The organism is Vibrio diabolicus (assembly GCF_011801455.1).
GTDB lineage: Bacteria > Pseudomonadota > Gammaproteobacteria > Enterobacterales > Vibrionaceae > Vibrio > Vibrio diabolicus.
This window is the reverse complement of the sequence record NZ_CP042451.1, coordinates 1,217,401-1,242,802: the sequence shown is the minus strand read 5'-3', so window position 1 is coordinate 1,242,802 and position 25,402 is coordinate 1,217,401. Positions and strand designations below refer to the sequence as shown.

Below are 25,402 nucleotides of genomic sequence, written 5' to 3'. Positions count from 1 at the left end.
TGTTGGTACTTAATATTTGTTTTGCCATTTTTGATTAACATTATGTTTACAATGCAATCCGAACTAAGAATGTAAAGCAATTAACATTTCACAAAGCTAATTGGTAAAAATGTGAGCTTGAAAGAGGTTAATTGTTATAAATATCAATCCAAGTCACGCAAGACGCAGACTACGCTCGCAAACACAAAACCCATCTCAGTTAACAAAAAACAAACAAGAAAAAGAAATAAACAAAAACAATTACACAGCTAACAGGCATAACAAAAATCAATAGCAAACGTTTGCTATTGAACAAAACTTTATCGTTCGTCAATAAAATATCGATTAATCCATCAATAATACCTTGCTGCATATTGCCAATTGTAAACGATAAGTGTAAAAAGCAAGGCGAGATAATTATCCATAAAACCATTTATGGTTAGTGGGTAATTTTAGGATTTTACATTTTATTAGCACAGAGGTTATGGAAGTGTTAAAAGAAAAGAGTTTGCTAAACAACATTGGCGTACAAGTCGTAATCGCCATGATCGTGGGCACAGCCGTTGGTGCCATGATGGGTCATGATGCGACAGTGTTCGCTCCTTTAGGTGCTATCTTTATCAACTTAATCAAAATGTTGGTTATTCCTTTGGTCGCTGTAGCCTTGATTTCTGGCGCCGCTGGTCTTGGGAACAGCCAGTCAGCAGGCAAAGTTGGCATCGTCACTCTAGGTTATTTCGGTTTAACATCCGCCCTAGCCGTTGCGCTTGCACTATTTATGGGTGAAGTATTCCAACCAGGCATGGGGATCGACGTCTCTGGCGTTGAAGGCATGTTCTCAGCAGAATACGCTTCAAAAGGTGAATTACCTACTTTCTGGGCAACCATCACTGGTATGATCCCAACCAACGTTTTCCAATCACTAAATGAAGCAAACATCCTACAGATCCTCGTTTTCTGTATGTTCTTTGGTATTGCAATTTCTAAGCAAGCAAAAGAGCGTCGTGAGCCAATCATTAATGGTGTTAACTGCATCGTTGACGCAATGGTTTGGATGATCAACAAAGTGATGATCATTGCCCCTATCGGCGTGTTCGGTCTAATGGCAGAAGCAGTCGGTACATTCGGTTTTGGCGCACTAATGGTGGTATTCAAACTGTTCGTTGTTTACGTTGCCGCAATCCTAATCTTCGGTTTCGTTGTTTACCCAGCAATGGTGCATATTTTCACCAAGACATCAGCGAAGAAGTTCCTGTCTTCAATGAAAAAGCCACAAGCTGTTGCGCTTTCAACGGCCTCTTCTATGGCAACACTGCCTGTCACAATGGACACCTGCGAAAAAGAACTGGGCGTAAAAAATTCAACCGCGTCATTTGTTCTGCCTCTAGGCGCAACGATCAACATGTCAGGTAATGCGATTTACTATGGCTTGGTTGCTATCTTCTTTGCTCAACTGTTCAATATCGACCTAGGTATGGGCGCTTACATTGCAATTATCGTAACGTCTACATTGGGTGCGGTTGGTCAAGCGGGTGTTCCTGGTCCTTCTTTCCTAGTGGTTGCCGTACTTCTTGCCGCTGGCATTCCAATTGAAGGTCTACCACTGCTATTCGCTCTTGACCGTATTTTCGATATGATTCGTACAGCACTAAACATCACTGGTGATGCAGCATGTGCAGTTATCGTTGATGCGCTAATAGAAGAGGAAGCGGCAGAAGCTGAGCTTAAAAAGCAAGAAGCTTAGTCCTTTCTCGAATGAACTAAAAACCGCTCACTATGAGCGGTTTTTTTGTCTTTTCTTGCATTACGTAACTATATAAATAGAAACCAATAGCATAAATTTATCAAAATGATATAAACCATTACAAAATATAAAAAACGTCAGAACTAGGTTATATCATGAGTCTTAAGCTGTCTTTGGAGCCCCTCGCCAGTACAGATTTGCCGATCGAGTCAAAACAACAGGCGCTGGTTGACACGGTTCTTCTTACTCTTACACCGCAAGAAAGGTCTTCTCTTTTTCAACAAGTTGCTTTGTATAGAATAAAGCTTCTTAGATCCCTCTTTCCTAAATACGCATCTAAGAGTCTGTCCGTACTGTTTGAATTAATAGATTATCGAGATTTAGTACAGCAGTATCCAACGCCTTTCTCCGAAGAGGCGCTCTTAATTGAACAAATTGCCGCAGATTGTTACCCGCATTGGATGGTTTTCTGGTGTGAATGTGAGATTGCTGCGATCAAGCAAAAGCACCCTTTAAATGAAGCGACAAGACCAACTCAGCTCTCGTTTGACGACCGCGACTATTCAAGCATATTGATCGAAGATATTGCCGAATGTGACCTAAAGGTAACACTGCCGAATCACGCTGCATTAATGCCGATTTCCGAAGCAATCACACTGAGCAACCTTGAGCTCTTCGTCCAAACTGAACAATGGTTTGAGATATTGCCTCTATTATCACTCTCGCAGAAAGGTCAACACTTTGTGCTATTGTTCAAGCAGTCATCTACACCAATCATGGTCTCCTCCGCTTTGGTGCAAAACTGGCACCAAAGAAATACCTGGCTCAGCTATTCATTACCATTTAGTAGTGAGCAATGGCAGTTTTGCCTTCCTGATTATGGCTACATTACTCTTAATCAATTAGGCCTTTGGGGAGGTAACGCTCTAACTCGCCAACGGACTCTTATTGAATTTGATGCACAGTTCCAATCTCACTTGAAAAACACTGAAGCGGTTTGCGAAGTGCTGCGTCTGACAGTGGGTGGCAACATCCAACAAAAACTGTACTTTTTGTATTTGGCACAAAAAGCATTGATGAGTGAGCTATATAAAGCAGGCTATAAGCTCAGCTTTACCATTATTGAACAAATATTTATGTTAAATTTCTATCAATCTATTGATTTAGAGGCCTACTTTCACTCAGGATACCGCGACATTAACGGTGACGGTACCAAGACATACCGCGGTTTCTGGAATTTAGGTATGATGGTTGAAGCATTTCAAGACATACAGTTTCGCGACTACAAACACCGCGTACGAACAAAAAGAATTGATGAAAAGGTGAATGAACATGCTTGATATTCATCTTCACGGCCTTTTTTATCCAAAAGCAATGACGCTATACGCTACTGTACTGGTGGTATTCGCTTGGTTGTTATATTACTGCTATCGCCTAAAACAGAAGAGTGAAACGATTTTAGGCTCGCATCATGCGCCGTACATTGCTTATTCTAGTTGCATCATCGTTTGGATCAGCAGCAATGCATACTTCCATACCGATTTATTGCCGGAGTTGGGCTCCGCTGGCGGTATTTTTATGGCTAAGTTGGCGAACTTGGCGTCATTCTTTGCCTTTGCATTCGCGTTCTATTTTTCTTGCCAGCTAGCGGCTGATATCAAAAAAACTGCGGTCAAAGCCTGGCAAAAAATCATCTTTGTGGCACTAGCAACGTACTCGCTTTACATCAACTTAGTACCAAACCTTACTGTCGAAAATGTCACCATTAGCGGTCCAAGCCAGTTCGTGATCGAGTTTGGTCCCCATACCTCATATTTCTTTATTAGTTTGCTGACATTTGTGGTATTAACCCTGCTGAACTTGATTACCATGCGAGCGAACAGCAGCAAACTCACGCTGGCAAAAAGTAACTATATGATCGCCGGCATTTTGGTCTTCATGTTATCAACTGCAGTGATACACCTTGGAATGACTTACTTCCTTGGTGACTTTTCCTTAACCTGGTTACCACCAGCACTTTCAATTAGTGAAATGTTGTTTGTAGGCTATGCCCTGCTTACCTCTCGCTTTTATAGCGCTAAATACCTCACATACTTAACCGTTAGCGCGCTGTTTGTCTGTGCCATTTTCGTCCTCCCGCTGGGCGCAATATTTATTCCTATCTCAGAAGATAACCAATGGCTTGTAGCGGTACCTTTATGCGCACTCATCGGTATCACTTGGCACTTGCTTTACAAACGCGTCAGTCGTTTCGCGTCCTATTTTATTTATGGGAAACGACATACACCCGTTCAACAAATTCTTGGATTAGAAGAGGAATTTAAACGCTCAATAGATGATGCAATGCGCCAGTTAGCAGCGTTACTGAATATACCAAATAATAAATTGCAGCTCGTCACCAGCAGTTACACCGAAACGTTTTATGAAGATTATCTGCCGTCAAGCAAGTCTGTTCTCGTGCTTGATGAACTGTCTGAAGAAATTGATTATGCCTCCTCGTCTAAAGGCTCAATGCGCAAGCTCTACGAACGTATGCGATCCAGCAATACGGCGCTCGTAATGCCTCTTTTTGGTCGTGGAAAGTCCGTTACGCACTTACTGATTTCTTCACACAAAATGGATAATAAGCTGTTTTCTAATGAAGAAATTTCAGCATTGCAAACCTTATTAGTTCGCATCCAGAGCACTATCGAGGCCGATAGAAAAGTACGCCAAAGCCGTGCGCTCGCTAACTCTATTGCGCATGAAATGCGTAACCCTCTCGCTCAAGTGCAATTACGATTTGAAGCTTTAAAACAGCATATCGAATCAAACGCTTCACTTGAGACGTTAAAGAGTGAGATTGATAAAGGAGAAGCAGCGATTCAGCGTGGTCGCCAACTTATCGACATTATTTTGCGAGAAGTAAGCGACAGCTCACCTGAGCACGAACCCTTAACTATTACGTCTATACATAAAGCTGTCGATCAAGCGGTCAGCCGTTATGGCTTTGAAAACGATCAAATAATTGAAAGGATCAATCTGCCCCAAGAGCACGATTTTGTCGCGAAATTAAACGAAACTCTGTTTAACTTTGTCATTTTCAATTTGATTCGCAATGCTATCTACTATTTTGATTCTTATCCCGATAGTCAAATTGAGATTCGCAGCCAAACGGGGGCCTACGAAAACATTCTGGTCTTCCGAGATAGTGGCCCTGGCATAGATAGCAGTATCTTACACAAGATATTTGACGACTTCTTCTCGTATCAAAAAAGTGGCGGCAGCGGCCTTGGCTTGGGCTACTGTCAACGCGTTATGCGCTCTTTTGGCGGACGAATTGAGTGCCAGTCTGAATTGGGCGAATTTACTGAGTTCTACTTGTACTTCCCGGTCGTCCCAAACGCACCCAAACCAGAGACGTTGAGAACACCGGACTTCAATGGCTGGAAAGTAAATGCACCACATTCTGAACCTCGCACAGACCAACACGTACAAGTAAGTAACGATGCACCAACAGTGCTCATTGTTGATGACAAAGAGGTGCAGCGTACTTTGGTTCAAATGTACTTAAAAAGGCTGGGAGTCAACAGCTTACAAGCAAATAATGGCGCTTCTGCGGTGGAGCTATTTCAGTCGCACAAGATTGATTTGGTGCTTATGGATGTACAGATGCCAGTGATGAATGGATTTGACGCAAGCCAACGAATTAAGCAAATTGCGTCTTCCGTTCCGATCATCGCACTATCTGGAGAGTCTGGAGCCAAAGAGCTGGAGCTCATTGCGAAACTCATGGATGACAGACTTGAAAAGCCAACCACGTTAAATGCGCTCCAAACCGTCATCAAGCGCTGGTTGCAACATGAGAGTTTTGCTACTTCCAACACTTTCTAATTTGCGAAGATAAAACTGGCACTAGATGTGCATTACTGAAGTAAATCGAATTATCCAGAGGGTCAAGCAAGCTGCAAATGGTTAGCGGATGAGCTTGATAAGGAGATCGCCATGTTACTTCATCGACACACATACTACGGCTTGATTCATCATGGAATCAAAGCACTACTACTCGATCGCTTAGGCCACTATACAGAAGAAGAATACCATCAGTATTTGAGCCTAATGACCGGCAAATCCACTTGCTTTACGATGTCTCTCGAAGAGCTTGAAGCAACCGTTGATAACCTGTTACGTGAAGGCTATTTAGAAGATGTCAAAACGCTTATTTCTCAATATCAACGTGTTGCTTAAATCTTAAATTCTATCAACTCAATTGCCGCTTTATCGCGGCAATTTTTATGCCTTCGATTTACTACTTCATCTTTGCGAAATGTTGCTTGTTGTATCATTCAGTCAGGGGATTACTTCTCTTACCTCTAACCTTGACGGTATTCACATCTTGTCAGATTCCGTTAGACTGTCTTCAATTCACTAATTAGGTAGATTTTGCCACCATGAAGCAAATCCTAGATTTTATCCCACTCATCGTCTTCTTCGCTTTGTACAAGATGTACGACATCTACGCAGCAACAGGAGCGCTGATCGTTGCAACGGCAATTCAGCTTGTCGTCACCTATGCTCTGTATAAAAAAGTCGAGAAAATGCAGCTAATTACGTTCGTTATCGTGACGATATTTGGCAGCATGACCCTTTTCTTCCACGACGACAATTTCATAAAATGGAAAGTCACCATCATTTATGTGATTCTAGCTATCGGTTTAGCAGCGAGTCACGCAATGGGGAAATCAGCCATTAAAGGCATGTTGGGCAAAGAAATTTCGCTACCTGATGCTATTTGGGCGAAGATCAACTGGGCTTGGGTCGGCTTCTTCTCATTCTTTGCTGGTCTGAACATTTATATCGCTTACGAGCTACCACTGGATGTTTGGGTCAACTTCAAAGTATTCGGAATGTTGATTGCGACATTTGCCTACATGATTGCGACTGGCTTCTACATTTACAAACACATGCCAAAAGAACAAAAAAATAACTCATCCGATGTGTCGACTGATGATTAAAAACTCAGTTTTGCTATAATCCGCGCACTTTGCAGCGACCTTCGGGTCGCTGTTTTGCTCCATGTATCACTAAACCGATCAAACGGCATACCGGAATCAGACCATTCTTGCTGCTGTAAACCAACTTTCTCTGGTCCGGTGTCTGCGGTTTTTTTAAGGACCTTTGGTTCTAGGTATTTACTATGTTGGCGCTTAGTTTGAGCGCCTTTAAGATTTAGGATGTCACAATGAGTCAAGAAATTAGCTCTCCGAGAGGTCAACTGCTGCTTCGTACCCTTGCAATGCCTGCCGATACTAATGCCAATGGCGATATTTTTGGTGGTTGGATTATGTCTCAGCTCGACCTAGCAGGTGCGATTCTGGCCAAAGAGATCTCTTCTGGTCGCGTTGTTACCGTTTCAGTGTCAAGCATTACCTTCAAGAAGCCTGTAGGTGTTGGCGATGTCGTTTGCTGCTATGGCGAATGCACTAAGATTGGTCGCACCTCAATGAGTGTCGATCTGGAAGTATGGGTCAAGCCGGTAAAAGCACACGGTGTCGGCGAGCGCTTCATGGTTTGTGATGCGACTTTCAACTACGTAGCCATTGACAGTGAAGGCAAACCACGCCCGGTTCAGAATTAGTCAACCTACAGCGCTAACTGTTAGAAAGGATCTCACATTTTCTGTTGTTCACTTGTGAGAGACACAAAAAAGGCGTTAAATTAACACTTTACCCTACCAATTAAGGAACTATGCTATGTGGTATGTCATCTTTTCTCAGGACGTCGAGAACTCGCTGGAAAAACGCATGAGCGTTCGCCCGCAACACTTGGAGCGCTTACAAAAGCTTCAAGACGAAGGTCGCCTTCTTACTGCTGGCCCTATGCCTGCGATAGACTCTGACAACCCAGGAGAAGCTGGATTTACGGGCTCGACTGTCATCGCTGAGTTCGCCTCTCTAGAAGACGCTAAAGCGTGGGCAGAAGCCGATCCTTACGTAGCGGCTGGTGTTTACGATAATGTAATCGTGAAACCGTTCAAAAAAGTGTTTTAATTTATGAAAAAATTACTGTGTCTTTTCTTGGCATTTGGTGCGTTAGCGGGCTGTTCATCTACCGATGATAATCAACGCCAGCTTGAGCTATTGGCATCAAACCGAGCGGGAGTCTTGTCCGCAGGTCTCCCTTTGGAATACGGTCCACTGCAGATAATGCGTGTCTCATCCAACAAAAATGTTGTTGAGATGATGATGATTTATAACGATGACGCACTCGGTGCAAAGCCGTTAAATCAAGTACTGAATACCAGTATCTACACCTATTGCAATAACCCGGAAGTTCGTAAGCAAATTGATATGGGCTTAATGTACCGTATTAAAGTGCGTAACTCTCGCGGTCAGTTGATGGCAGATGAGTTGGTTTCCGCGCAAACTTGTACTCAAATGAAATAGCCACAGTGAGTGCGTTTTTTTTCGATACGAGCAATTCATCCGCTATTGCGGGATAGTATAACGACGAAAATGAACGGCTAAGAATAGAAAAACGGAGACAACGGTCTCCGTTTTTATTTGCTAAAAAAGGTGCCTTACGCCAGCTCAGCACGAAGTTTCTTCGCCGCTGACACGAGGTTCGCCAATGCCGATTCCGTCTCTGCCCAGTTACGTGTTTTCAGACCACAGTCTGGGTTCACCCACAAACGTTGTACCGGAATTTTTTCTGCCGCTTTCTTTATTAGGCCTTCAATCCACTCTTCCGTCGGAATGTTTGGTGAGTGAATGTCATAAACACCTGGACCGATTTCATTCGGGTAATTGAACTCTTCAAACGCTTTAAGCAGTTCCATATTTGAGCGTGATGTTTCAATGGTAATCACATCTGCATCGAGCGCCGCGACTGAATCAATGATTTCATTGAACTCGCTGTAACACATGTGAGTGTGAATCTGAGTCTCTGGTTTTGCACTCGCTGCCGAGATCTTAAATACATCCACCGCCCATTCTAAATACGCTTTGTGATCGCGCTTTTTCAACGGCAGACCTTCACGAATCGCAGGCTCATCGATTTGAATGATATTGATGCCTGCATCTTGCAGATCAGAAACCTCATCACGCAGTGCCAGTGCCAGTTGCTGGGCGATTTCTTGACGTGTGATGTCTTCACGCGGGAATGTCCAACATAAAATCGTTACCGGGCCCGTCAGCATACCTTTCATCTGCTTGCTGGTTAGCGATTGTGCGTACGTCGACCATTCCACCGTAATCGGCTTTTCACGCTCAATGTCGGCAACCACAATGGCTGGTTTCACACAGCGAGAGCCATAACTCTGTACCCAACCAAATTTCGTCGTTTGGAAGCCCGCCAAGTTCTCCGCGAAGTATTCTACCATGTCGTTACGCTCAGCTTCACCATGCACAAGCACATCTAGGTCAAGGGCTTCTTGGCGTTTTACGGCATCCGCAATGTGTCCTTTTAGTGCTTGGATATAGTCGGACTCAGATAACTGGCCAGTGCGATAAGCGCTGCGCTGAACACGAATTTCACCCGTTTGAGGGAAAGAACCGATTGTCGTGGTTGGCAACAGAGGCAAGCCCAATACTTCAGCTTGATGCGCAGCACGCTCCGCGTAAGGTGCGCTGCGCTCGGCAAGTGACGCAGTAATACTGTTTAAACGTGCTTGAACTTGTGGCTTATTCACATGCGTTGCCGTTTTACGTGCTTTGATTGGCTGGCTGTAGGTATCACAAGCGAGAATCGCATCTTGATCACCATCGAGTGCGTGGCCAAGCAAGGCGACTTCTGTTACTTTTTGTTTTGCGAACGCAAACCAGCTTTTCACTTCCTCACTGAGTTCTGTTTCCAGTTCCAGATCAACCGGGCTATGTAGCAAAGAGCATGAGCTCGCAACCCAAAGGTTGTCGCCCAGTTTTTCTTTTACTGGCTGTAGACGTTCAAGTTGCGCACTCAAATCCGAGCGCCACACGTTACGACCGTTGACCACGCCAGCAGACAGCACCCAACCCTCCGGTAGTTTGGCAACCACGTCGTCAAGCTGCTGAGGCGCGGCAGATAAATCGATATGTAAACCATCCACTGGTAGCTTTACAATTTTGTCTAGCGTATCGCTTATAGAGTCAAAGTACGTCGTTAGCAGCACTTTTACATCGCTTCGAATCACTTGGTACGCTAGCTTGAACGCATCAGCCCACTGACTTTCAAGCTCTAGTGACAAAATTGGCTCATCAATCTGAACCCACTCAACACCTTGACTCGCGAGCTTTGCCAAAATAGCTTGGTAAGCCGTAAGCAATCGTGGCAGTAGCGTCAGGCGATCGAATCCTTCTTCTACCTCTTTACCTAAGTAAAGATAACTGACTGGGCCAAGCAAAACTGGCTTCACTTTATGCCCAGCTTGGGTTGCTTCGTTGACTTCTTCAAACAGTTGAGGCCAGCTCACTTCAAATGTATCGTCCTTGCTAAATTCAGGTACGATGTAGTGGTAGTTTGTGTTGAACCATTTAGTCATATCCGATGCTGCAGCGCCCGCACAGCCGCAACCCGCTTGAGATTGACCGCGACCCACTTTGAATAGCGTATCCAAATCAGGGAAACCGTCTGCGTGACGTTTTGGCACGTGACCCAGTAACAACGTGGTCGTCAGTACATGATCGTACCAAGCAAAATCGCCAGCGGTGGTAAAACTCAAGCCAGCATCTGTTTGCGTTTGCCAGTTTTTAGCGCGCAGATCTTCCCCAACCTTTTTAAGCTCTGCTTGACCAATTTCTCCGCGCCAGTATTTTTCCTGAGCGAATTTTAATTCTCGTTTTTCACCGATGCGTGGATAACCTAGTACGTGCGTTGTTGTAGCCATGTCCCTATTCCTTTTTCAATCTTGTTCAATTTGTTTGGGTCAGAGTATCTTTCGTCATAAAAGATGTCTGGATGGCTAAACTATCGCTCTCATCTGCGGTTTGAACAACGTCCATTTATTCAACTTGTTTATTAAAAAAATTCATCATGAGGAGACATGATTCGCAAATAAACACAACAAATAGACGTCTAGACGTTTACATATCCATTTTTTGTCGTTAAGTTATTTATACGATTGCTATTCTGTTCATAGCGAGCAACAAAGGATGAAAGGAATTCATGATAGAGCTAAAACATTTGCGGACACTCACTTCGCTTCGAGACACCGGCTCTCTAACCGCGACCGCGACCGCGTTGCATCTCACTCAATCGGCCTTGTCTCACCAGATCAAAGATTTAGAGGCACGGATTGGGGGACAATTATTCCTTAGAAAAACTCGTCCGGTGAAGTTCACTTCAGAGGGAGAAATCCTATTGCGTCTTGCAGAAGATATTCTTCCCAAACTCGCAAGAGCAGAAAATGATTTGGCAAGCTTGAAAGAAGACGTCAATGGTCGGTTGCATATGGCGATTGAATGTCACTCATGTTTCCAATGGCTCATGCCTGCTCTAAGGGAATATCAATTAGCGTGGCCAAGCGTCACGTTGGATTTTTCGTCCGGCTTTGGGTTTGAGCCCCTACCCGCATTGTTGGCTGGCGAGTTAGATCTCGTTATCACGTCAGATATTCAACCTCGTTCTGAAGTACATTATGAACCTTTGTTCGACTTTGAAATGCGCTTAATTACCGCGACCAACCACCCACTGGCGGAAAAAGAAGTTATTAATCCGCAAGATCTCGCAGATCAAACCATGCTCTCTTATCCGGTTCAAAAACAAAGGCTAGACGTCGTAAAACACTTCTTGCAGCCAGCGGGGGTAGAACCCGCCAAATGGAAGCAAGCCGACAATACTCTGATGTTAGTGCAAATGGTCTCCGCTGGATTAGGGGTTGCAGCACTGCCAAATTGGGCGATTTCTGAATTTTCTCGCCAAGGCCTTATTGCCAGTAAACCTTTTGGCCAAGGCTTATGGCGTCGCTTATTTGCTGCAACGCGTCACTCAGAGAAAGATAAACGTTACTTACAAGCCTTTTTCGCAACCGCAAGGCTACAATGTAAAAGCCACCTTGACGGAATCAAGATGGCTTAGGGATATGGATTAAGAAGGTTTAGCGTTGATATGCTTTAAATTGGTTGGTCAATGGATCGTACTGATAACCAAGCATATCAAGCTTGCCTACTACGGACTCTACATCCATTTCATACACCGATACTAACTCGTCAAAACTGTCGCACTCTAAACGTAGCTTTTCATTGACGATACCTAGCAAAATAATGCTGTCCAAATTACCTACATTGCTTAAATCCATCGCGACTCTCCTCTTCGACAAGGTATATAAACAAGCGTAGACGTAATCATGTGAATTTAAAGTGAGCGCGATCCAAAACGTGAGTGCCTTATACTCAAGCAACCTAGAAAGGACTTGAGTACAAGCAGTATTGCTCTGTTTCTCGACTCGCGATTAAGCCGCCAGAGAGAATAAACCTTGTAGGCTCGTCATTGACGCAAGCGCGAGCAACAGGGCGACGCTCAGTTGAACCTTTTCCGGTTTTTTATGTGTGAAGATATGCCAGCACCAAACAATGATTGAAGAAATGAGCATGGCTAAAGACAATAAAATTGGTTGTGTTGCGGCGCTCAATGTCGCTTCATTTAACTGGTAAGAAGCAAATAGCGTTGCGATTACCAGCAGCATTCCAGACACAATGCCCGTAACGGGCAAAATGCGGTGAAATGCCTGCAATCTGCTACGAGCGATAGTCAGAAGCAATTGAGAGAATGACGCCCCAAGGAAAAATATCATTATTGCCATCGCAATAGACGCAGGCCAGCTTGGCTGTTCAAATGCTTGAATACTTACATACGCAAAAGCCAAACCATTCGCTAAATGCATCGCCCAAAGAGGGCCTTTTTCACGCGTTTTCTTGGTTTGAACCTGAGAGTAGAAATAGAAAATAGCGAACACGATCATAAATGCTTCAATGCGAAGAGAAGCAACCGCAAGCCACAATAACGCCACTGCTGGCAACATTTTATGAAGACGGCCTCTCTGACCCGGACAAATATCGCCCTTGATGAGAAGTAAAGTCAGTAGCGCTTGCGCGCCAAATAGCATCGGAGGAAAAGTAACCAGCAATTGTTGAATCATGTTAAATGCACGCTCAAAAGTCATTTTGGGGTGCGATAATAGCAAATCACCTATCGTCAAACCACCGAAAGTCTATCCCCAAATGTACTAGAACAGCGAGACTTTTTATTCAACAAGAAGCGAGATACTTCAACGCATCTTCTTGAGTTAACACGCCTCTGTATTCTTCTTTTTCATCACATAAAACCCACGGGAAGCGAATGCCTGTTTTGATTAGCTCGCGAATAGCAGCGACGGACAAATGCGCATTGACGAGCACAAACTCCGTGCTCATTATCTGGTTCACCGGACGTTTCCAAATCCAATTTTCTCGCTCAGTCTCTAATTCGGTCCCCATGGAAGGCGTTAGGTGTAAGTTAACTTGCTCTTTGGTAACTAAGCCAACACAGCGCTTTTCGTTAATGACAACCAACGGCGAACTTGGACTTAAATTCATATATTCCACCGCCAACGATAATGGCTCCCCGGGATCAAGGTGCCTGACCTCTTCATGGCTCAGTGATTGCAATACATCATCTTGTTTTGGTTTGACAGCAACACCCGAAAACAAATGTTCGTAACTTTCCGCTTTCTCCATCAAATCGACAGGCCGAGCACGAGAGAACAAAAAGCCTTGCATGTAATCCACACCTATTTCAGCCAATGTTTGAAGCTCCTGTTCTGACTCCACGCCCTCGGCAACCACTTTTACATTCATTTGCTGAGCAAGATCAGTGACCATTTTGACAATGTTATAACTGGTATTGCCATGCTGAATGTTCTTAACGAATTTTCGGTCTATTTTCAGTAAATCAAACTGCCCTTTCTCTAGATAAGAAAAAGAAGAATACCCTGTACCGAAGTCATCAATCGCAATTTTAATGCCCTCTTTGCGCACTTGCTCTAGCGCTTGCGTATGCTCTTCGTCTTGCTCAAAATACGCTGTTTCCGTCAGCTCAATCGTGACTCGTTTAGGATCGACACCACTGGCTTTAATTAGGTCATGCGAACGCTGAAGAACCTGGAGCGAATCCAATTTAGTATTCAGTGAGCGATTGATGGTTAACCCTATTTCCTCGCCATATATGTCTTGCAAGCGTGGAAAGTGTTTGAGCGCGGCTTGACAAACCTCATCATCCAGAGCCGCAATCAACTCTAAATCTTCAATAACAGTAATCATCTCTTGAGTGCTATAGGCATCACTTTCATGATAAAAGCGCGCTAAGGCCTCGAACTTAACGACTTTACCAGTTCGGCTATCAATTATGGGTTGAAAATGAACATCCACCAGCCCACTGTCGATTTGCGCTTCCAAAAATGCCTCTAAATGCTGGCGTTTGACTAACTCAGAATGAAGCTCACTATTATAAAAATTAAAATAGCCACCTTCTCCAGAAAGTGAGGACAACATCGCCTGGGCTGCATGCGCTAACGCTTGCTTTGGCCTGTTTGTATCATAGCCGAGGATTGACACACCCGTTTGTCCCTCGACGATAGTGGTATGCATTTTTGTTCCCATTTCATTCCTAAGCTCAGTGAAGAACCCTTTCATCGCAATTTGAATCAAACGTAAAGGACTTAGCCATTGACAGTGAGGAGTTTGTAAACAGACAACAAACACATCCCTAGAAAGTTGACCCGCGATACTGGTGTAGCGGCTTCGCATAATAAAATCGGCGAAGCCTAGTTGCTGTTCAAGTAAGCATTTTTCAGAAAAATTAGGTCTGAGAGTCATGACGATATTGAGTTCTTTACTCCCACTTTCGTTCGCCAAATTAGCTAATTGCAGTTCGAACTCTTCTCTAGAAGGCAAAAAAGCTGACCAATCATGTTGTTGTTCACAGCGATTTTTCATCCACAACAAGGAAGCCGAAATGTCAGTAGAGAAGCCGAGATAAAGAATCCGTCCAGAATGAAACGTTAGCCGATAGATACAAAGATGATGTGCCTGATTACTACCATTTGCAGTTCTACTCAATAAATTACCGCTCCAGTATCCTTCATCATCAATATGTTGCCAGAGTTGGTCGTAAAACGCCTGACTATGGTGAGATGTGCTAAAGATATAGGTTTTAAGTCCAACCAAATCACGGTTTTGATAACCCATTTGCAATTCAAAGGCACGGTTACAACCTAAGATTCGGGTGTCTTCGTCCGCGACTAAAACCCCTACATTCGGTAAATCAAATATCGTTTCGAGAATTTTCGCTAACTCTTCGCAGCCAGTGATCGTCAATTGCGGGATGATAGAGCCTTGAACAATACGCTCATTGAGCTTTTCAAAGCTAATTGTGACATGTATTAAGCGAGCTTCATTAAGCATCATGCAACAAGAAAAACGACCTTGCCCACCTAGGAGCTCCACTTCTAAAATTCGTTGCCTTAGTGTTTCCTGTTGCCCCATCAGCATGTGCTCAAACAAATCATCTAAGCAGGTGACTGGCGTATTTAACCCAAAAGCATTTGCCATTCCTAGCTGGTCGCATTCGAACTCGCGAGTATCAATCTTGTAAGACCATTCAATCACTGGAGTCGGATTGGATGTCGGTTGCACTTTTTCATGTGCTATTGTTGTTGAGTCACTCATTCCCTAGCCCCCTTTTTAATTAGCCTCATGCTCAGGGTTCGTAGTCAACGTGCCTTATTCCATTTGGGACCTGCTGATCCTCTTGTAAAATAGATTCTGGCAACGTAAGCCAATCGACTTAGAACCTTTTCAGAGCTTGTTCGGCTTTTTGCATTTTCCTATGCATTAATTTGATTATAGGCGTTGTTTTTAATAAGCACACCATTGCTTATTGGTTGTATTAACATTGCGACATTTTTCACGACTCGACCTATAACCATGAGGCTTTCAAGGTGATATTAGACATAAAATCGCCGATATAGCCTTGATATTTTTGCAAACCAAATAAAACTCGATGAACTAAGCTTGAATAGATGAGTTTGGTATAGATACCTGATCCTCAAATCGCTATAATTCGCGCTCCCTGGAACAGAGAGCAAAATATGACCAATAACATCACTCCTATTCATGAGTACAAAAAATACTGGGCAGAGTGTTTTGGTACGGCACCTTTCTTGCCGACCAGTCGCAAAGAAATGGACGCCCTAGGATGGGATAGCTGTGACATTATCATCGTAACCGGTGATGCTTACGTGGATCACCCAAGCTTTGGTATGGCTATCATTGGCCGTCTGCTAGAAGCAGAAGGTTTCCGTGTCGGTATCATTGCTCAACCAGAATGGCAAAACAAAGATGCATTCATGCAGCTTGGTAAGCCAAATCTGTTCTTCGGGATCACTGCGGGTAACATGGACTCCATGATCAACCGTTACACCGCGGATAAAAAACTTCGTCACGATGACGCGTACACCCCCAATAACGAAGGTGGCAAACGCCCAGACCGCGCGACTTTGGTTTACTCTCAGCGTTGTCGTGAAGCCTATAAAGAAGTGCCTATTGTTTTAGGTGGTATCGAAGCCAGCCTACGCCGTGTTGCGCACTACGATTACTGGTCAGACAAAGTTCGCCGTTCGGTACTGTTTGATGCAAAAGCAGATATCTTACTTTTCGGTAACGCAGAGCGTGCACTTGTAGAAGTAGCGCATCGCATCGCAAATGGTGAAGACATCAGCACCATGACTAATATTCGTGGTACAGCCGTGAACCTGCCAACCGCGCCAGAAGGCTACACGGTTATCGATTCTTCTCGCATTGAAAAACCTCGTAAAGAAGCGTTCGTACCAAAGAACCCATACGAAGTAGAAACTCAGTGTGAAACTAAAAAAGATGAGCCAGTTGCACAACCAATCACGATTCGCCCATCACGCCACGATGCTGCGACAACTGCGGTTCGCTTACCTTCTTTTGAAAAACTAAGAAACGATCGCATTCTTTATGCCCACGCAAGTCGTGTATTGCATTTAGAAACAAACCCGTACTCTGGTCGAGCGTTACTTCAAAGCCATGGTGATCGTGAACTTTGGGTAAACCAAGCCCCAATCCCATTGACGACCGAAGAGATGGACTTTGTGTTTGGCCTGCCTTACGCGCGTGTTCCTCATCCTATGTACGGCAAAGCGAAAATTCCAGCGTATGACATGATCAAAACGTCTGTGAACATCATGCGTGGTTGTTTTGGTGGCTGTTCTTTCTGTTCGATTACCGAGCACGAAGGCCGAATCATTCAAAACCGCTCGAAAGAGTCAATCATTAACGAAATTGAAGAAATTCGCGACAAAGTTCCGGGCTTTACCGGCACAATTTCCGATCTTGGTGGCCCGACTGCAAACATGTACCGTCTGGGCTGTAAAGATCCAAAAGCGGAAGCGAACTGTCGTCGTCCATCCTGTGTATTCCCGGGCATCTGTAACAAGTTAAATACAGACCATAAACACACCATCGATCTATACCGCGAAGCGCGTAAAGTTGAAGGCGTGAAGAAAGTGATGGTCGCATCTGGCGTACGTTACGACCTTGCGATTGAATCACCAGAATACGTGAAAGAGCTCGTAACTCATCACGTAGGTGGTTACTTGAAGATTGCACCGGAACATACAGAGAAAGGCCCTCTTGATCTGATGATGAAACCTGGCATGGGCACGTATGATCGCTTTAAAGAGATGTTCGAGAAGTACAGCGCAGAAGCGGGTAAGAAGCAGTACTTAATCCCTTACTTTATCTCTGCGCACCCAGGCACAGAAGACGAAGACATGCTGAACCTTGCTCTGTGGCTGAAGAAAAACAACTTCGAGTGTGACCAAGTACAAAACTTCTACCCTTCGCCAATGTGTAACGCAACGTCGATGTACTACTCAGAGACAAACCCTCTGAAACGAGTGAAGTATAAGAAACGTGAAGATGTACCTGTAGCAAAAGGTGAACGTCAACGTCGCCTACATAAAGCGCTGTTGCGTTACCACGATCCAGCAAACTGGCCAATGATCCGTGAAGCCCTAATCAGCATGGGTAAAAAACATTTGATTGGTGACAAACAAGGCTGTCTCGTTCCTGCGGAAGACATTGAAGCACAAACACCTGCACAACGTCGTAAATCTGGTCGTCACGGGGCAAACCGCTTTGCTACGAAACATACCAAAAACCAACCGGGCTTCGGTGGTCATTTGAACAAACGCTCTGAAGGCGGTTCAAAAGATGGTAAACCATCTGGCAACCGGAACGGCTCTGACAAAGCAAAAGGTGGTCAACGCCCTGCAAGCAACGGCCAACGTCCTAGCGGCAACGGTGCAAACCGCCCAGCAGGTAGCAAGCCGCAAGGTCAAGGTCGCCCACAAGGACAAGGCAAACCAGCTGGTCAACGTAAACCAAAGCGTCGTTAATTCTTCAGCACTTAAATACTAGAAAGGGCTCCAGAGGTAACTCTGGAGCCCTTTTGTTTTGTCGGTTCATTGAGGTATCACTCACAACTCAAACTTTGATTCAATCAATACAAAAAATGGTAAACACCAACCAACTTATTGGAAAAACAAACAATTATTTGATTGAAGAAAAATAATAGAAAACTAACTCATTGATTTTTAATTGCTTTATTTTGGTTCGATATTTGCGTAATAGAGTAAAACTCTTAAACATGGGCTAACGATGAGTAATCCACTTCCTCCAAAAACTTCGATGTTCTGGCACGACAACAGCTATACCCACGAAGAAGCCGTTCAGGCATTTGAAAGCGATGGCACGTTGAAATCGCTGAATATCGTTCCAACCACGGAATCCGATGATCTTGCAGGCTCACCCCCAAAGCGCAGTATGTTTTGGGAGGGAGAAACAAAAAAAATCGATCCGCCACCGCCGTCAGAACCAGAACCTCTCAATTTAAAAAACGAGAAAGAACCAACAGAGGCTTTACCGGCACACTTCATCCCTGTTCGCTACGCCATCGATCAGCTGGAAACGGAAGAAACACAACCTTTTGGTTTGCCAGAAGAATGGAAAGGCCAAGGCCCAGCCAAACTCAATACCGTTGGCTACACCCTGCGTCAACTACGCGACGGTTGGCTGTATGTCTATGATTCAATTAACAAAAGCTTAGACGAATACGAAATCAAAGGAACGCAATTCACGCTCTATAAGTTGGGAGAGTCAGAAAGCCCAAAATCAGAACAGCGTGGGACACCACAAGATGCAAAGCCCTTCCTTACTTACGTCAACGGAAGCGTACTATCGATTTGTTTCTCTGAGCACCGGTGGACATGGCACACGTTCATGCGAGTACTTAACAATCCGAGTAATCATATCGATCGCATGCAAACCATTGTTCTGTCTGAAAACGAGAATCAGCACAACATTGCCCCAATAGATAAATTAACCCAAGTTGCTGATATTGAATCTTCTGCCGTCGATGATGGTCGCTTTGCGGATTCTGGCATCGCCACCAAAGCAGATGAAGATGGTTCTGTCTTTAAACCTGTTGCAGTCGAAAGTGATTTAACCTCTGCGATTCCAGAAGAAGAATCAGGTTACTTCGTCGCGATAAAAGATTACGCCGCAGACATTCAAGATATGTCACTACATTTTGTTGGTGCCGCAAGCCCTTACCGCCTTTTTACTGACCAGTTTTCAAACCAGTGGAGTTTGATGCAGACCGCCATGCAACTGTGTATGTTTGGTGCAAGTGACGAGATAGACATGCCAGCTAGCGTTAAGCGTAACGGCGAAGAGCTGTCGTTTTATACCGACATGGCTGAGTATTATGATTCCTCTAACCAACTTGATTTGGCAGAGCAGAACAAAAGTTCAGTTCAGTCCGGCTATCCTGCTAAATTTTCCGCTGGAGCGATTGAGTCACACCAACATACCCAAACTGGCATTGCCAAAACGATACAGGACAAATATCGAATTTCTGCGAGCCGATTTGGTAAATACGAACAATGGATAGCGACTGAACGCTGGCGCAAGCAGCTCAACTGGAAGCAAATGCTGAGCGAAATGCAAGAGCTGTCAGAACAAAAAGAAACCATGCTAGCCCAAGTGGTTTCGGTCAAACGCGACTTTATCGCAGTAATGGAGTCCTTAACGCCGCATCATCTTGAAAGAACCTTCGACCTATACAGCGAAGACACGCAGTACAGCTTGTATCAACTGCACAAGCAAGCGGTTGAGTCATTTACTTTGGTGGTGCAAGAAGAAGACCGTCAATGGGCAGAAAGCCAATGGGAGAAACCAACCAGCTTACTCGCACTCTACACTTCCGGGTTTAGTCGTAGTCTCTTTAAACAAGTGGAGAAATTAATTCCTGAACAAGTTTCAAATCAGGTAGGTGAAGTAGACGTCGCCAAAATTGTTCCAGACACTGAAAACTCAGACAAACAGTTTATGGACTACGTTTCGGCAGCAAGTAACCGTGTGGGTATGTATGCAAAAGTAATGGACTTTATTTCTAACCCAAATACTGCAGAAACCGAATTTCTAAGAGATATAGCAAAAGGATTCGATGAGCTAGATAGCATATTCAAAGCGACTAACAGCGCTTTATTGAAGGGGGTAATAGAGGTTGGCGTTAGCCTAACAGCCCAAGCGTCTATCTTAATGATATCTCTATTGTCAAAACCGCTCACCCGAACAAGTTTTTACTTAAGAGCTGCCATTGTTGAACGTTTGTCGATAGATACTCCAATCAATGTCAATAAGGGCTACGCTCAAAATTTTGGTACTTGGAAGTCCGACCATGATAAAAAACTCATCGCATCTAACCAAAACAAGGAAGTATTAGCAGCCTTCAACAAGGGCGATAAAACTATATCAAACACGCAGTATAAAAAGGCTCTCCAGCAACAGCGGCACCTTCAAAAAAGCTTGGCCGTTGCGACGTTGGAATATCCACAGTATATAGAACTCCCAGATGACGTACTTGAGGCAACAATCCAAATGCGTAAAGACATATGGGATAACAGATTAAACAACCTTAAGAAACGGTTTGAAGATGTAGGCGGTCTGGGCTTCATAGCTCTGATTTTCAACTGTCTCGCACTTGCTGATGCAATGAGCAGCATTCAAGAATCTGGGCTCATGAGCCAAGATGATTTCTTGGATATTCAGCAAAAGCTATTTTACACGGCCGGTGCTTGGACGGGTATTCGGACGGGTAAATTATGGGATAATGTTAAAGGGAATGAGAAACTAAGAAAGCACTCACTGAAAACTCTTAAAAATTTAGTCGATCGAAATGCCAATGGTTTTGAAAACTTGATCCTTGATGATTTAAAGGTCTTCAATAAATGGCTCGCGATTACAGGAGCTTTAGGAGCGTTGGCTTCGGGTAGTGAGGCGTACCGTTCTTGGCAGAGTGCTGATGAAGTTTATGGTCTTGAAAGATCTTTGCATATAATAAATACCGCAACACTTGGTTTAACTAGTGCAATTGGTTTGTTCCAAGCATACGGAGGGTTGACTGGACAATTTGCACTAAACTTGACCTTTGGTGGACCCGTAATGGCATTCTTAGCTGTTCTCACGGTTGCATACCTAGCCATCAATTATAAACTGAACAAGCTGAAACAAGATGATTTCCAAAAATGGCTAGATAAACTCCCATGGGGATACCATCCTGCTCGTACTCAGTGGAGCCAATCTGCGAGCTTGCCTGAAAGAGAAAAACATAATTCAGCCTTGGTACAGCAAGCTCTGTTTGACTTACAGTCGATTATTCAGCAGCCTACGGTATACCATCAACCTATTGAAAAAGTACAAGCTTACCCAGGTTACACACATCGTGAGTTAATCGGTTTGGAAGTGCATATTCAACTGCCAAGGCGGGCAGCAACGAATGGTATTACAGTGAGTACCAACACCAAGGCAACAGAAGATGATTTAACGTCCGGCTCGTGGCATCAAAACGCAGATTTAGTCACGCTACAAACCCAGAACCAAGCGAGCAAAGAATTACTGGTGTATAAGGTGACATTGCCGATTAAAGAGGCCGATCAATACCTCGCTATTCAAGTGACGTACGATATGGAAGATGATGCCCCAGCTAAGCGTGAGTATTGCTTCCAAAACAGCATAAAACAGAGTGCAACTTATGGCGTGATTTCAGACAATACTAAACAAGACATCATTAAAAAAGCACTCACCCCCGTTGTTGGCACATTAGGTTTTCAGGAGTAACCCTTGGCATATTCACCATTTTATATCACCCCAGAAGAATTGGCGGTTTATCAAGAAGCACAAGAGCAAGAGATTCTCACAGGGGACAATTTAACAACATGGCATAAGTATGATGTAGAGGAGCCTTTTCGCTACCATTACAAATTAACTGCGCTTCCATTTGTGATCGCACCATTCCTAATGGTTTTTTTTATACATACAAGCGATACGGTTGGTGCAACCATTTTTGCCTTTATTTTGTCAGTGATGATGGCCGGAGTCTTTTACCTTACGATTGGCCTAGATTATCGATATGACTACATTTTTTCAGATAAAGGCTTTGTGATGAAAAAACGTCGCAATATGCCTAAATGGGTAAATACCGCTACGCAAGCTGTTGGCTGGATAGGCGCAGTGGTGTGTGTGGTTATGGTAGCACTGGTTGGTCCAATGGCATTAGCGGGAGCAGGTGCCTTCATTTTGCTTTCATTTGGTATGTTAAAACGCCAGCCTGATGAACCAACAGAAGTGAGAGTTGGAGAGCGAGAAGATTGGCTTTTTGCTGATTACAATAAGAAAAGAAAAGTACTCCAATTCTATTTTAAGTATGACAGGTGCGAATACCAAGATACTGCTCAAGAGATTGTCTTTCGCTCACAAGATCGATTCGATTGTTACGTTTTCTTTAAAACTGAAGCAGATTTAGAATCCATGGTCGCGCAACTGTCAAAGGTCTACAAACTGAATTGTACAGAGGTCGAGGACCACAAAAAGCTGTTTGAAGCAAAGCCAGAATCAAGACTGTTTAGTATTCCTGTTTGTAGTCGAGAATATAAAACCGATGAGGTGTTTGATTTAAGGGCTTCGAAAGCCCCACTCCCAGAGTGTAAGTATCTTTACGACGGCAAGTGGCAAACGGAATCAGAAATCGAACGCTTAAAAGCGGCTGGTGAACAGCAGGCTACTTCCGTTTCATAGTTCACAACAAGCACTAAAAAAGGGCTCCAGAGATTACTCTGGAGCCCTTTTGTTTTGTGAGAAGTAAACGTTTTAAGTCGGGTTAAACTCTCTCACTTACTTGATTAAGACAACTTGAACTTACTCAACTCACCGTGAAGATCACTGGCTTTTGCCGTCAGTTCATTGCTGATCGCTACAGAAGATGACATGGTATCCATCACTTCCATCGCCGTATCATTAATCACAACCACATTACGGTTGATCTCTTCCGACACCGAGCTTTGCTCTTCTGCCGCTGAAGCGATCTGATTATTCATATCATTAATCACTTCAATAGCTTGGTTGATTTCGGCCAACGCCAACTGCGCTGCTTGTGTTTCTTCTTTGGTATCCACCGCTTGCTTCTGGCTTTGCTCCATCAACACGACGATTGATTGCGTTTCTTGCTCCAAACGAGCCAACATTGCACGAATTTCTTCTGTCGAGCCTTGTGTGCGCGTTGCAAGGTTGCGGACTTCATCGGCTACCACAGCAAAACCACGACCCGCTTCACCAGCACGCGCAGCTTCAATCGCAGCGTTTAGAGCCAACAAGTTGGTTTGATCGGCAATGCCACCAATCTCACTCAGAATACCCTGAATAGCCGTGCTTGAAGCCACCAAATTCTGCGTCTGGTGCTGTGCATCATTCACTTGCGAAGCGAGGTTATCCACCGCGCTTGCAGCATTGTCCATACGCGACATGCCATTCGCACTATTGTTTTGAACTTGGCTTGCCGCCGCTGCTGCTTGTACCGCAGAATTTGCCACTTCTTGTGCGGTTGCGCTCATCTCATTGATCGCCGTTGCTAGCGAGTTGACTTCGTTCACTTGAACGTTCAGTTGATCTCTCGAAGCCGCCGCACGAGCTTGGCCTTCACTTGCGTTTTTATCAACTTGGTCTGCCGTCGCCATTACGGTTAAAAGCATTTCCTGAATGCGAGCGAGGAAGGTATTAAACCAGTGCGCCAGTTGGGCGGTTTCGTCCTTACCTTTCACCTCAATGCGGTAAGTTAGGTCGCCCTCGCCTTGTGCTGCGTCTTTAAAACGCTCCACTAAGTTCGTTAACACTTTGCCCAACGAGGTCGCGATCATGGTCATCGCAACAATACCAATCAGAGCCGCAATAATCCCTGCCCACACTCCCTTTTCAAGAGCTTCTGCACTTTGTTCTTCACTCCATCGCTCGTAGTCATCCACGTTCTTTTTAAGGAAGCTACTGGGAACCGACACCATAACGATCCAAGGCGCATCGCTGGTTTCAATTGCAGTAATCGCATACTCATCCCCGCCAAACGTCACAAGGCCTGCGCCTTTTTGTTTCGCAATGGATTGAATACGAGCCCATTGAGACGCCAACTCATGAGAAACTTTCTTGCCCACTTGATCCGCTTGGCTGCTGTTCGCCAGTGTGATGCCTTTCCACGAAGAAATCAGAATACGGCCTTGTCCATCAAACAAGTCGCTCGCGTAATCTTCACTTTGGCTTTGTAACTCGTTCAATGACAAATCAAAACCGAGAGAGCCGATGATCTCGCCACGTAACTTGATTGGTTGGCTGATGGTCGTGATCAGTTCTTGTTTGCCGCGAACCGGATACATGTACGGTTCCATCACGAACGTTTTGCCCGTTTCGTAAGGCATCAAGTGCCAATCGTCTTTACGCTCACCGTTGTTGTTTAATTCAGTATTGCTAAAGCTATCCATCGCCACGACATCAAAACTGTTGTGCGAATTTGGCGAAAAGAATGGCGCTAAGTAGCCTTCGCTATTAAAGCCAAGGCTTTTGTCTTGAATCGTTGGCTCTACCCACGATGGCTTTTCCCATACCATGTAACCAGCAAACACAGCTTTGTTCTGAGCTTCTAGCGACGCAATAAACTGTTTAACAATAATGTCTGGCGTTGCGGCCGTCTCTGCGCTTAATTCGATAATTGAACGCGCTTGCTTTAAGTTCGCCAACACTGGCTCTAACTGGTTGGAAATATTCAGCCCTTGCTGAATCGCCGTATTGCTCAGGTCGGTCGTGGTGGCTTCGGTCAGTTGAGATTTTACTTTTGTAGTGATTTGTTCATTCACTTGCGTGAACGCATTGGTTGTCATACCCATTGCAATCAATAGAGTGAAGGCCATTGCCCCACCCGCACTGTCAGCAATTCGAGTGCGTATACTGTTAAACATGATCGCCTCACAAATTGATTTTTATCTGGCATTAAGCATTGGAAGGATCATGGATTTTAAACAAGTAAAGTTAATGGAAGGCTTTCATTTATGAACAGAGCAAGAACAGAAAATGTAGTTTTATTAATAAAAATAAAATAATGCAGATTTTCGCTTATACATGAAGCCATTGATTTAATTGAATTATCTCAAAAAGGAGAATCTAAGCGTTTGTATTTAAAAGCAATAACCATAATTAAAAAAGGGACTTAAGAGAAGTAAGAACTTTTTCTATGAGTGAGTCAGTAAAAATCAGTAATTACTAACAATGTGCTCAAGGTCAC

17 protein-coding genes are annotated in these 25,402 nt (G+C 44.2%); 12 read left to right on the top strand and 5 right to left on the bottom strand.

The window, feature by feature from the left end; translation table 11 throughout:
* Positions 1–463: 463 nt before the first annotated feature.
* The 8 genes from FR741_RS05800 to gspS2 all read left to right on the top strand — a co-directional run bounded on the left by FR741_RS05800 (position 464) and on the right by gspS2 (position 8,148).
* Positions 464–1,723 carry a dicarboxylate/amino acid:cation symporter gene (locus FR741_RS05800; protein ID WP_012841620.1) on the top strand — a complete coding sequence of 420 codons (1,260 nt, stop codon included), beginning with the start codon at positions 464–466 and terminating at the stop codon, positions 1,721–1,723.
* Between the two features lie 155 nt (positions 1,724–1,878).
* Complete coding sequence (locus tag FR741_RS05795) at positions 1,879–3,063, top strand: acyl-homoserine-lactone synthase (RefSeq protein WP_167426409.1); 1,185 nt, start codon at positions 1,879–1,881, stop codon at positions 3,061–3,063.
* Positions 3,056–5,596: a quorum-sensing autoinducer 1 sensor kinase/phosphatase LuxN gene (gene luxN, locus FR741_RS05790; RefSeq protein ID WP_005392853.1), complete on the top strand. Its 2,541-nt coding sequence runs from the start codon at positions 3,056–3,058 to the stop codon at positions 5,594–5,596. The genes FR741_RS05795 and luxN overlap by 8 nt, the downstream gene beginning before the upstream one ends.
* A gap of 111 nt (positions 5,597–5,707) precedes the next feature.
* Entirely contained in the window at positions 5,708–5,950 is a 243-nt protein-coding gene (locus FR741_RS05785; RefSeq protein WP_005392851.1) for a hypothetical protein, read from the top strand.
* A 203-nt stretch (positions 5,951–6,153) separates the two neighbouring features.
* Positions 6,154–6,717, top strand: a complete 564-nt coding sequence (locus FR741_RS05780; RefSeq protein WP_005392849.1) for a septation protein A — start codon at positions 6,154–6,156, stop codon at positions 6,715–6,717.
* A gap of 227 nt (positions 6,718–6,944) precedes the next feature.
* Positions 6,945–7,340 (top strand): acyl-CoA thioester hydrolase YciA, encoded by a 396-nt coding sequence (gene yciA / locus FR741_RS05775; RefSeq protein ID WP_005392848.1) that lies wholly within the window; start codon positions 6,945–6,947, stop codon positions 7,338–7,340.
* 115 nt (positions 7,341–7,455) lie between these two features.
* On the top strand, positions 7,456–7,752 hold the full coding sequence (locus FR741_RS05770) for a YciI family protein (protein ID WP_005392847.1): 297 nt from the start codon (positions 7,456–7,458) through the stop codon (positions 7,750–7,752).
* Between the two features lie 3 nt (positions 7,753–7,755).
* On the top strand, positions 7,756–8,148 hold the full coding sequence (gene gspS2, locus FR741_RS05765) for a GspS/AspS pilotin family protein (RefSeq protein WP_048625727.1): 393 nt from the start codon (positions 7,756–7,758) through the stop codon (positions 8,146–8,148).
* A gap of 134 nt (positions 8,149–8,282) precedes the next feature.
* Here the strand turns inward: gspS2 and metE are convergent, their stop codons facing one another.
* Entirely contained in the window at positions 8,283–10,565 is a 2,283-nt protein-coding gene (gene metE, locus FR741_RS05760; RefSeq protein ID WP_167426408.1) for a 5-methyltetrahydropteroyltriglutamate--homocysteine S-methyltransferase, read from the bottom strand.
* 278 nt (positions 10,566–10,843) lie between these two features.
* On the opposite strand from metE, the gene metR reads away from it, so the two are divergent.
* A complete protein-coding gene (gene metR / locus FR741_RS05755) occupies positions 10,844–11,755 on the top strand; it encodes an HTH-type transcriptional regulator MetR (protein WP_167426407.1) in 912 nt (303 codons plus the stop codon).
* Between the two features lie 19 nt (positions 11,756–11,774).
* Here the strand turns inward: metR and FR741_RS05750 are convergent, their stop codons facing one another.
* The 3 genes from FR741_RS05750 to FR741_RS05740 all read right to left on the bottom strand — a co-directional run bounded on the left by FR741_RS05750 (position 11,775) and on the right by FR741_RS05740 (position 15,381).
* Entirely contained in the window at positions 11,775–11,975 is a 201-nt protein-coding gene (locus FR741_RS05750; RefSeq protein ID WP_005392843.1) for a DUF4250 domain-containing protein, read from the bottom strand.
* Between the two features lie 153 nt (positions 11,976–12,128).
* A complete protein-coding gene (locus FR741_RS05745; RefSeq protein ID WP_012841615.1) occupies positions 12,129–12,839 on the bottom strand; it encodes a hypothetical protein in 711 nt (236 codons plus the stop codon).
* Between the two features lie 85 nt (positions 12,840–12,924).
* On the bottom strand, positions 12,925–15,381 hold the full coding sequence (locus FR741_RS05740; protein WP_006742639.1) for an EAL domain-containing protein: 2,457 nt from the start codon (positions 15,379–15,381) through the stop codon (positions 12,925–12,927).
* A gap of 422 nt (positions 15,382–15,803) precedes the next feature.
* Here FR741_RS05740 and FR741_RS05735 point away from each other — a divergent pair, with 422 nt between their 5' ends.
* The 3 genes from FR741_RS05735 (at position 15,804) to FR741_RS05725 (ending at position 22,878) form a co-directional block, all read left to right on the top strand.
* Positions 15,804–18,137, top strand: coding sequence for a YgiQ family radical SAM protein (locus FR741_RS05735; RefSeq protein ID WP_167426406.1), 2,334 nt, complete (start codon positions 15,804–15,806; stop codon positions 18,135–18,137).
* A 262-nt stretch (positions 18,138–18,399) separates the two neighbouring features.
* Complete coding sequence (locus FR741_RS05730; RefSeq protein WP_167426405.1) at positions 18,400–21,921, top strand: T6SS effector BTH_I2691 family protein; 3,522 nt, start codon at positions 18,400–18,402, stop codon at positions 21,919–21,921.
* 3 nt (positions 21,922–21,924) lie between these two features.
* Entirely contained in the window at positions 21,925–22,878 is a 954-nt protein-coding gene (locus tag FR741_RS05725) for a hypothetical protein (protein WP_164666460.1), read from the top strand.
* A 104-nt stretch (positions 22,879–22,982) separates the two neighbouring features.
* Here the strand turns inward: FR741_RS05725 and FR741_RS05720 are convergent, their stop codons facing one another.
* Positions 22,983–25,079, bottom strand: coding sequence for a methyl-accepting chemotaxis protein (locus FR741_RS05720; protein ID WP_167426404.1), 2,097 nt, complete (start codon positions 25,077–25,079; stop codon positions 22,983–22,985).
* Positions 25,080–25,402: the final 323 nt, after the last annotated feature.

Bases quoted from the DNA above. Each gene is read 5' to 3' on its own strand.
- FR741_RS05800 (WP_012841620.1), top strand. From the start codon at position 464: ATGGAAGTGTTAAAAGAAAAGAGTTTGCTAAACAACATTGGCGTACAA.
- FR741_RS05795 (WP_167426409.1), top strand. From the start codon at position 1,879: ATGAGTCTTAAGCTGTCTTTGGAGCCCCTCGCCAGTACAGATTTGCCG.
- luxN (WP_005392853.1), top strand. From the start codon at position 3,056: ATGCTTGATATTCATCTTCACGGCCTTTTTTATCCAAAAGCAATGACG.
- FR741_RS05785 (WP_005392851.1), top strand. From the start codon at position 5,708: ATGTTACTTCATCGACACACATACTACGGCTTGATTCATCATGGAATC.
- FR741_RS05780 (WP_005392849.1), top strand. From the start codon at position 6,154: ATGAAGCAAATCCTAGATTTTATCCCACTCATCGTCTTCTTCGCTTTG.
- yciA (WP_005392848.1), top strand. From the start codon at position 6,945: ATGAGTCAAGAAATTAGCTCTCCGAGAGGTCAACTGCTGCTTCGTACC.
- FR741_RS05770 (WP_005392847.1), top strand. From the start codon at position 7,456: ATGTGGTATGTCATCTTTTCTCAGGACGTCGAGAACTCGCTGGAAAAA.
- gspS2 (WP_048625727.1), top strand. From the start codon at position 7,756: ATGAAAAAATTACTGTGTCTTTTCTTGGCATTTGGTGCGTTAGCGGGC.
- metE (WP_167426408.1), bottom strand. From the start codon at position 10,565: ATGGCTACAACAACGCACGTACTAGGTTATCCACGCATCGGTGAAAAA.
- metR (WP_167426407.1), top strand. From the start codon at position 10,844: ATGATAGAGCTAAAACATTTGCGGACACTCACTTCGCTTCGAGACACC.
- FR741_RS05750 (WP_005392843.1), bottom strand. From the start codon at position 11,975: ATGGATTTAAGCAATGTAGGTAATTTGGACAGCATTATTTTGCTAGGT.
- FR741_RS05745 (WP_012841615.1), bottom strand. From the start codon at position 12,839: ATGACTTTTGAGCGTGCATTTAACATGATTCAACAATTGCTGGTTACT.
- FR741_RS05740 (WP_006742639.1), bottom strand. From the start codon at position 15,381: ATGAGTGACTCAACAACAATAGCACATGAAAAAGTGCAACCGACATCC.
- FR741_RS05735 (WP_167426406.1), top strand. From the start codon at position 15,804: ATGACCAATAACATCACTCCTATTCATGAGTACAAAAAATACTGGGCA.
- FR741_RS05730 (WP_167426405.1), top strand. From the start codon at position 18,400: ATGAGTAATCCACTTCCTCCAAAAACTTCGATGTTCTGGCACGACAAC.
- FR741_RS05720 (WP_167426404.1), bottom strand. From the start codon at position 25,079: ATGTTTAACAGTATACGCACTCGAATTGCTGACAGTGCGGGTGGGGCA.